The sequence below is a fragment of the Zavarzinia sp. genome (assembly GCF_049306435.1).
Classification (GTDB): Bacteria; Pseudomonadota; Alphaproteobacteria; order Zavarziniales; family Zavarziniaceae; genus Zavarzinia.
On the sequence record NZ_JBAQRT010000123.1, the window covers coordinates 1 to 7,975 of the forward strand.

Sequence of the window (7,975 nt, forward strand, 5' to 3'; positions counted from 1 at the left end):
GACCATGACCTCATCCCCCGCGCCGCTTGCCGCGAAGCCGCCGACCCTCCATGGCGGCCTGCGTGGCCCCGTGCTGTCGATCTATCTGATCGTCGGCCTCGGGCTTGGCGGCTTCCTGACCTGGACCGCCTCGGCCCCGCTGTCGGGCGGCGCCAGCATGCCCGGCCGTGTCGCCGTCGAATCCAACCGCCAGACCGTGCAGCATCTGGAAGGCGGCATCATCAGCGAAATCCTGGTGAAGGATGGCGACCGGGTCGCCGTCGATCAGATCCTCGTTCGCCTCAGCGACGTGCGGGTGCGCGCCAATCTGCAGGTCCTCACCGACCGGCTTCATGCCTCCCTCGCCCAGCGCGCGCGCCTCGTCGCCGAGCGCGACAACGCGGCCGAGGTCAGCTTCCCCGATCGCCTGCTGGCCGCCGCGCAATCGCCGCTGGTCGCCGAACAGATCCGCGCCCAGCAGATCGCCTTCACCAGCCGGCGCGACACCAAGCGGGGCCAGGTCGTGATCCTGCGCCAGCGCATCGAGCAATTGAGCCGCCAGAAGGAAGGCCTGCAGGCCCAGCTCGAGGCGAACAAGCTGCAGATCGGCACCATCAACCAGGAATTGACGGGCCTGCGCCGGCTCTTCGCCGAGGGCCTGGCGCCCAAGACCCGCATCCTCGCGCTCGAGCGATCGGCGGCGGATCTGAACGGGCGCCTTGGCCAGCTGATCTCCGATATCGCCCGCAGCGACGTCGCCGTCGGCGAGGCCCAGCTGCAGATCGATCAGGTCGACAACACCTTCCGCAGCGATGTCGTGCAGGATCTCGAAAAGGTCGAGCGCGAGATCGCCGAACTGGAAGAACAGCGCACCGCCGCCCTCGACCAGATGGCGCGCACCGAGATCCGGGCGCCGGTGGCCGGCATCGTGGTCGGCCTCGCCGTCCATACGGTGAATGGCGTGATCGCGCCCGGGGGCCATATTCTCGACATCGTGCCGCAGGACCAGACACTGGTCGTCGAAGCCTTCGTCAAGCCGGAGGATATCGACAAGGTGCAGCCGGGCGAGACCGCCGAAGTCCGTTTTTCCGCTTTCAGCACCCGGACGACGCCGTCGGTCGAGGGCACGGTGGATGTCGTTTCCGCCGATGTGCTGAGCGATCCCCAGGGCAAGCAGTCCTATTATCTCGCCCGTATCGTCGTCGCCGAGGACCAGATCGCCCGCCTCGGCGCGGCCCGGCTGGTGCCGGGAATGCCGGCGGAAGTCATCGTCAATACCGGGAATCGCACCGCGCTGGAATATCTGCTCAAGCCGGTGGTGGATATGTTCGCCCGGTCCTTCAAGGAAGACTGAGGCCATGTTGCGTCTCGCCCGGCCGATGCTGGCCGGCCTGCTGTTGGCCGCCGCCGCCACGCCGGCCGGCGCCGAAACCCTGACCGAGGCCCTCGTGTCGGCCTATGGCACCAACCCGCAGCTGGCTTCCGCCCGCAGCGCCCTTCGCGTGACCGACGAGGATCTGGCCCTCGCGCTGTCCGGCCTGCGGCCGCAGATCGAGGCGTCGGGCGGTATCGGGCGCGACAGCACCGAATATTCCCGCCAGGACAATCGCTGGGGCAATCAGACCACGGGTCAGCTGCAACTGATCCAGCCGGTCCTGCCCCTCGCGGCCCTGACCGCGCTCGGCAGTGCCGATGCCCGGGTGGAACAGGGCCAGGCCCAGCTGGCGGCGACCGAACAGCAGGTCCTGCTGACCACGGTGCAGGCCTATGTCGACGTGCTGCGCGACCAGCAGATCCTGGCGGTGACCCAGGAGATCGTCGCCAGCCTCGCCCGGGAACTCGCCAGCAACCAGCGCCGCCTCGACGAAGGCGACCTGACGCGCACCGACATCGCCCTGACCCGCGCCCGGCTGACCCAGGTCCAGGCCGATCAGGTCGCGGCCGAGGCGGCCTTGCGCCGGGCCCTCGCCGCCTATCAGGAGGTCGTGGGGCATCCGGCGATGGATCTGTCGCCGCCCGACCTGCCGCCGGGCCTGCCCGACACGCTGGAGGCGGCGACCGACACCGCCATGGCCGGCAATCCCTCCCTGACGGGCGCGCGGAAGGCCGAGGATGTGGCGCGGGCCGAGATCGCCCAGGCCGACGCCGGCCTCTATCCGTCGCTCAATGTCGTCGGTTCCTCGTCATACAGCGAGAACAGCGCCCTGGTCAGCGACATCGAGGAACAATATTCGCTGCAGCTTCAGTTGCGCGTGCCGCTCTATGAAGGGGGCGCGACCCAGGCCCGCATCCGCAAGGCCAAGGAGCAATGGAGCCAGCGTCGCTCGGATGTCCTCTCGACGGAGCGGGCGGTCGTGCGTCAGGTCAGCGATACATTCGTCGGCCTGCGCAGCGCGCGGGCCGTGATCGGCTATGCCCTCGAAGGGGTCGATGCCGCCGCCCTCGCCCTCGACGGCGTGCGCAAGGAAGCGCTGCAGGGGTTCCGCACCACGACCGACGTGCTGCAGAGCGAGCAGAACCTGCTCGACGCCCGGCGCCGGCTGATCTCGGCGCAGCGCGACGAGCTCATGGCCGGCTGGCAGCTGCTCGCCGCCATGGGCGCCTTCGCCGCCGACAAACTGGCCCTGCCGACCACCCCCTATGATCCCCGCCGCCATGCGGACGAGGTGCGGGATGCCTGGTTCAGCACCGCCCCGGTTCCCGGCGATCCGGTGCCGGCGCCAACCCCGACCCTGACCCGCCAGCCCGACTCGGCGACACCCGCGCCGGTGACCCCGCCGCCGCCGCCGGAGCGCATCGATGTCTGGACCGGGGTTCTCGGCATCCACGCCGCCGATATCGAGCCGCCGACGATGGTCGACAATCGGCGCTGATCCCCCCCCATCGCCCCCCTGTCCATCCTTCCGGCGATCGGCGAAGCTGGCGCCGGCCGTCAGGCCGCAACGACAAGAATCACGAAGAGGAAACCTCATGACCGCCGTCGTCCTCGTTGTTTACGGTGCGCCCAAGGACCCCGCGCATTTCGACGATTATTATGCCCGCGTCCATGTTCCGCTGGCCGCGAAGATCCCCGCCCTCGCCGGTCTGACCCTCAGCAAGGCGCCGGTCGCGGCCCTCGCCGGGGCGCCCGCGCATCTGGTCGCCCGTCTCGAATTCGCCGACATGGCGACGCTGCAGGCTTCCATGGGCTCGCCGCAGGGGCAGGCCGCCGCCGCCGATCTCGGCAATTTCGCCAGTGGCGGCGCGCAGATCCTGGCTTTCGAGGAAGATCGCAAGGCCTGACGTCTCGCAGGCGGGCGCGCCCCCCGTTTGGACGGTTTTCCGGCCCGCCCGCCTGTGTATAGTGCCGCCACAATCACGCGGAGGAGATGGTGGTGAGCGAAGTTTTCGTTGTATCGGGCGTGCGCACGGCGATCGGCACCTTCGGCGGCAGCCTGAAGGACAAGACCCCGGCCGAACTCGGCACCGCGGTCGCGGTCGAGGCGTTGAAGCGTGGCGGCGTCGCGCCGGCCGATATCGGCCATGTCGTCTTCGGCCAGGTGATCCAGACCGAACCGGCCGACATGTATCTGTCCCGCGTCGTCGGCATCAAGGCCGGGATGCCGGTGGAAACCCCGGCCTTCACCCTGAACCGGCTGTGCGGCTCGGGCGTGCAGGCGATCATTTCGGCGGCCCAGGGCATCGCCCTCGGCGATTATGACCTTGCCGTCGCGGGCGGCGCCGAAGTCATGACCCGCGCGCCGCATCAGGTCGCCGGTGCCCGTTTCGGCACCAAGATGGGCGACATGGCCATGCGCGACATGCTGAACGGCGCGCTGACCGACCCGTTCAACGCGATCCTGATGGGCATCACCGCCGAGAATGTCGCCGAACGGCACGGCATCGACCGCGCGGCCCAGGATGAACTCGCCCTCGAATCCCACCGCCGCGCCGCCCATGCGGTGAAGGCCGGCTATTTCAGGGACCAGATCCTGCCGATCGAGGTGAAGGTGAAGGGCAAGCCCGTCGCCTTCGATACCGACGAGCATTTCCGTCCCGACGCCCAGGCCGAGGATTTCACCAGCCTTCGTCCCGTCTTCCGCAAGGATGGCACGGTGACGGCGGGCAATGCCTCGGGCATCAATGACGGTGCCTCCGCCGTCGTCCTCGCCTCCGCGGCTGCCGTGCAGGCCAAGGGCCTGAAGCCCCTCGCCCGTCTCGTCGCCTATGCCCATGCGGGTGTCGAGCCGACCCTGATGGGCATCGGCCCGGTGCCGGCGACCAGGCTCGCCCTCGCCAAGGCCGGACTTACGGTCGCCGATCTCGATGTCATCGAATCGAACGAGGCTTTCGCCGCCCAGGCCTGCGCCGTCACCAAGGAACTGGGCCTCGACCCCGCCAAGGTGAATCCGAACGGCTCGGGCATCGCCCTCGGCCACCCGGTGGGCGCCACCGGCGCCATCAACACGGTGAAGGTGATCTACGAACTGCATCGCACGGGTGGGCGCTACGGCCTCGTCACCATGTGCATCGGCGGCGGCCAGGGCATCGCCGCGATCTTCGAGCGCGTGTAATCGGGCGCGGCACGCCGGGGAACCCCTGGCGTGTCCGCTGACCCCATTCGCCGATCGTCGTCCCGGCGAAGGCCGGGACCTCGACACGAGAAGGCGCCTCTGTTGTCGCGAGATGCCGGCCTACGCCGGCATGACGAAACAAGGGCGGCGCCTCCCGTGAAGCTCAGACCCCGAACGGCTGCACCGTGTGGCCGTGGTTCAGCGGGCCGTGGCCGTGGCCGAAGCCCGGCGCGGTCGCCAGCGCCCGGCGGACATAGGCCCTGGCCCGTCTGACCGCCGCGACGAGGTCGAGACCCTGGGCGAGGCCGGTCGCGATCGCGGAAGCCAGGGTGCAGCCGGTGCCATGGGTGCTGGTGGTCACGATGCGCGGATCGTCGAAATAGACGAGGCCTTCGGGCGACGCGAGGACATCGCGCAGCAATTCGCCATCGAGATGGCCGCCCTTCAGGAGAACGGCGCCGCAGCCGAGATCGAGGAGATCGAAGGCCGCCCGGTCCATGTCGGCAAGGCCGGTCACGGCCCGGCCCAGCAGGGTGGAGGCTTCGGGCAGATTGGGCGTGATCACGCTCGCCCGCGGGATCAGGCGGGTGCGGATAGCCTCCACCGTCGCATCGGTGGTCAGGCTGGCGCCGCCCTTGGCGACCATGACCGGATCGACCACCAGTTGACTTGGCGCGCTCGGCCGGGCGAGGCCGGCCAGCACCGCCTCCACCACTTCGACCGAATGGAGCATACCGGTTTTCACCGCGTCGGCGCCGATATCGTCGAGGCAGACCGCCATCTGGCGCGCCACCGCTTCCGCCGGAATATCGACGATGCCATGGACGCCCAGCGTGTCCTGGATGGTGAGGGCGGTAACCGCCGTCATCGCATAGCCGCCGAGGGCGGTAACCGTCTTGATATCGGCCTGGATTCCGGCGCCGCCGCCGCTGTCGGAGCCCGCGACGATCAGCACCCGTCCCTTGTTCGCTTCCGTCATGCCGCGACCCGCTCCAGCGCCTGAACCACTTCCGCCACCGCGTTCTCGACCAGCGACTGGTCCTCGCCCTCGGCCATCACGCGGATCACCGGCTCGGTTCCGGACTTGCGGATCAGCAGGCGGCCACTGCGCTCCAGCCTCGATTCGACGGCGGCGATGATCGCCTTCACCCCCTCGTCCTCCAGCGGGTGGCGCTGGCCGGCCAGGAAGCGGACATTGCGCAGGACCTGCGGCAGGGGCTGGAAGCGCCGGCAGACTTCCGAGGCCGGACGCCCCGCCTCGACCACCATCGCCAGCACCTGAAGGGCGGCGATCAGCCCGTCGCCCGTGGTCGCGAAATCCGACAGGATGATGTGACCGGACTGTTCCCCGCCGACATTGTAACCCTGCTCGCGCATCCGCTCGACGACATAGCGGTCGCCGACCGCCGTGCGCGCCATCGTCAGGCCGAGACGGGCGAGGTGGCGTTCCAGCCCGAGATTGGACATCACGGTGGCGACGATGCCGCCGCCGCGCAGGCGCTCCGTGCGCTGGAAATGTTCGGCGACCACGGCCATCAGCTGGTCGCCGTCGACCACCTGGCCGGCCTCGTCCACGAGGATCAGGCGGTCGGCATCGCCGTCGAGCGCGATGCCGATATGGGCATCGTGCTGCAGCACCGCCTGGCGCAGGGCCTTGGCATGGGTCGAGCCGCAGTCGCGGTTGATGTTGAAGCCATCGGGCGCGGTGCCGATGGCGACGACCTCGGCCCCCAGCTCCCACAAGACCGTGGGCGCGACCTTGTAGGCGGCGCCATGGGCGCAATCGACGACGATCTTCAGGCCATCCAGCTTCATGCCGCGCGGGAAGGTCGCCTTGGCGAATTCGATGTAACGCCCGGCGGCATCGTCGAGCCGCTGCGCCCGGCCGAGCGCCTTCGGCTCGGCCCGCTTGACGTCGCCGGCCTCGATCATGCGCTCGATCGCGATCTCGACCTCGTCCGAGAGCTTGTAGCCGTCGGGGCCGAACAGCTTGATGCCATTGTCCTGGAATTCATTGTGCGAGGCCGAGATCATCACCCCGAGATCGGCCCGCAGCGAGCGGGTGAGCATGGCGACCGCCGGTGTCGGCATCGGCCCGACCAGCATCACATCCATGCCGACGGCGACGAAGCCGGCCTGCAGCGCCGCCTCGATCATATAGCCGGACAGGCGGGTGTCCTTGCCGATCACCACGCGGGGGCGATGGCCACCGGTCTGGAACATGAGGCCGGCCGCCTGGCCGACGGCGAGGGCCAGTTCCGCCGTCATCGGCTCCATGTTGGCGGTGCCCCGGATACCATCGGTGCCGAACAGCTTGCGTGAGGTCATGATCGCTCGGGCTTTCAATCGTGCTGAGGCGGGGTCGCGTTGACCGCCGCCCATAGTTTCACCGCCTGCGCCGTCTCCGCAACATCATGCACGCGCAGGATCGCCGCGCCGCGGTCGATCCCCGCCAATGCGGTGGCGAGCGAGCCGGCCAGCCGCCCCGCCGGAGACGCGCCACCGGCGAAATGGCCGATGAAGGATTTGCGCGAGGTGCCGAGCAGGATCGGCAGGCGCAGGGCATGGAGGGCCTGCATCTCGTCGATCAGCGCGGCGTTATGCGCCGCCGTCTTGGCGAAGCCGATGCCGGGATCGAGGATGAGGCGGGAGCGCGCGATCCCGGCCGCCACCGCCCGCTCGCAGGCCGCCTCCAGTTCCGCCAGCACCTCGAAGACGAGATCGTCGTAATGGGGTGCCTGCTGCATGGTCGCCGGGATCGCGCGCGAATGCATCAGGACGACCGGACAGTCCCGGGTGGCGAGAAAGGGCGCGGCTTCCGCATCGAAACCGAGGGCCGAGACATCGTTGATGATATCCGCCCCCGCGGCGAGCGCGGCCTTCATCACCGGGGCCTTGCGGGTGTCGACGGAAATCGGCACGCCGAGGCGCCTAGCCCCCTCGATCACCGGGCAGACCCGGTCGATCTCCTCGGCCGCCGGGACCTCGGCGCTGCCGGGCCTGGTCGATTCGCCGCCGATGTCGAGCATGTCGGCCCCGGCTTCGACCAGCCGCTCCGCCTGCTCGATGCCGGCCACGCCGAGAAAGCGCCCGCCGTCCGAGAAACTGTCCGGCGTCGCGTTCACGATGCCCATCACCAGGGGCCGGCCCGGATCCGGATAGGCCGGCGCGGCCCCCAGCGGCAGAAGCTCGCGGGTGCCGGGGCCAAGGCGCAGGTGCTGGCTGTGGGCAAGGCCCGGGCCAAGCGGCAGGGCGAGACCGGCCGCCACCGCGCGCCGGGCATCCGCCCCGCGCAGCAATCCGGCCGGGGATATGAAGTTGCTGTGCATGGCCCTGTTTACCACGCCGCCCCCAAAGAAAAAGGGCCGGTGTCGCCACCGGCCCCGGTTTCCCGCAGGAGCGCTCAGCTGCCCGGCTGCAGACCCGGGCGCAGGCCCTGGCCG

At 69.6% G+C, this 7,975-nt stretch carries 7 protein-coding genes; 4 read left to right on the plus strand and 3 right to left on the minus strand.

From position 1 onward, the window contains the following. From WAZ62_RS06535 to WAZ62_RS06550, 4 genes are all read left to right on the plus strand, one after another. Window positions 1–1,333, plus strand: a 1,333-nt coding sequence (locus WAZ62_RS06535) for an HlyD family type I secretion periplasmic adaptor subunit (RefSeq protein ID WP_422642706.1), incomplete at its 5' end; no start/stop codon positions are given. A 4-nt stretch (window positions 1,334–1,337) separates the two neighbouring features. Beyond that, window positions 1,338–2,852, plus strand: coding sequence for a TolC family outer membrane protein (locus WAZ62_RS06540; protein WP_422642707.1), 1,515 nt, complete (start codon window positions 1,338–1,340; stop codon window positions 2,850–2,852). Between the two features lie 97 nt (window positions 2,853–2,949). Then, window positions 2,950–3,261, plus strand: coding sequence for an EthD family reductase (locus tag WAZ62_RS06545; protein ID WP_422642708.1), 312 nt, complete (start codon window positions 2,950–2,952; stop codon window positions 3,259–3,261). Between the two features lie 86 nt (window positions 3,262–3,347). Then, the gene (locus tag WAZ62_RS06550; RefSeq protein ID WP_422642709.1) at window positions 3,348–4,532 is read left to right on the plus strand and encodes an acetyl-CoA C-acyltransferase family protein; all 1,185 of its coding nucleotides are present in this window, start codon (window positions 3,348–3,350) and stop codon (window positions 4,530–4,532) included. 163 nt (window positions 4,533–4,695) lie between these two features. On the opposite strand, the gene thiD is transcribed toward WAZ62_RS06550, so the two are convergent. The 3 genes from thiD to folP are packed head-to-tail and all read right to left on the minus strand — an operon-like array spanning window position 4,696 to window position 7,861. Further along, window positions 4,696–5,511: a bifunctional hydroxymethylpyrimidine kinase/phosphomethylpyrimidine kinase gene (thiD, locus tag WAZ62_RS06555; RefSeq protein WP_422642710.1), complete on the minus strand. Its 816-nt coding sequence runs from the start codon at window positions 5,509–5,511 to the stop codon at window positions 4,696–4,698. Continuing rightward, entirely contained in the window at window positions 5,508–6,860 is a 1,353-nt protein-coding gene (gene glmM, locus WAZ62_RS06560) for a phosphoglucosamine mutase (protein WP_422642711.1), read from the minus strand. Before glmM ends, thiD begins: the two co-directional genes overlap by 4 nt. A 14-nt stretch (window positions 6,861–6,874) precedes the next feature. Next, window positions 6,875–7,861: a dihydropteroate synthase gene (folP, locus tag WAZ62_RS06565; protein WP_422642712.1), complete on the minus strand. Its 987-nt coding sequence runs from the start codon at window positions 7,859–7,861 to the stop codon at window positions 6,875–6,877. Between the last annotated feature and the right edge of the window lie 114 nt (window positions 7,862–7,975).

Coding starts and splice junctions, on each gene's coding strand:
- WAZ62_RS06540 (WP_422642707.1), top strand. CDS start 1,338: ATGTTGCGTCTCGCCCGGCCGATGCTGGCCGGCCTGCTGTTGGCCGCC.
- WAZ62_RS06545 (WP_422642708.1), top strand. CDS start 2,950: ATGACCGCCGTCGTCCTCGTTGTTTACGGTGCGCCCAAGGACCCCGCG.
- WAZ62_RS06550 (WP_422642709.1), top strand. CDS start 3,348: ATGGTGGTGAGCGAAGTTTTCGTTGTATCGGGCGTGCGCACGGCGATC.
- thiD (WP_422642710.1), bottom strand. CDS start 5,511: ATGACGGAAGCGAACAAGGGACGGGTGCTGATCGTCGCGGGCTCCGAC.
- glmM (WP_422642711.1), bottom strand. CDS start 6,860: ATGACCTCACGCAAGCTGTTCGGCACCGATGGTATCCGGGGCACCGCC.
- folP (WP_422642712.1), bottom strand. CDS start 7,861: ATGCACAGCAACTTCATATCCCCGGCCGGATTGCTGCGCGGGGCGGAT.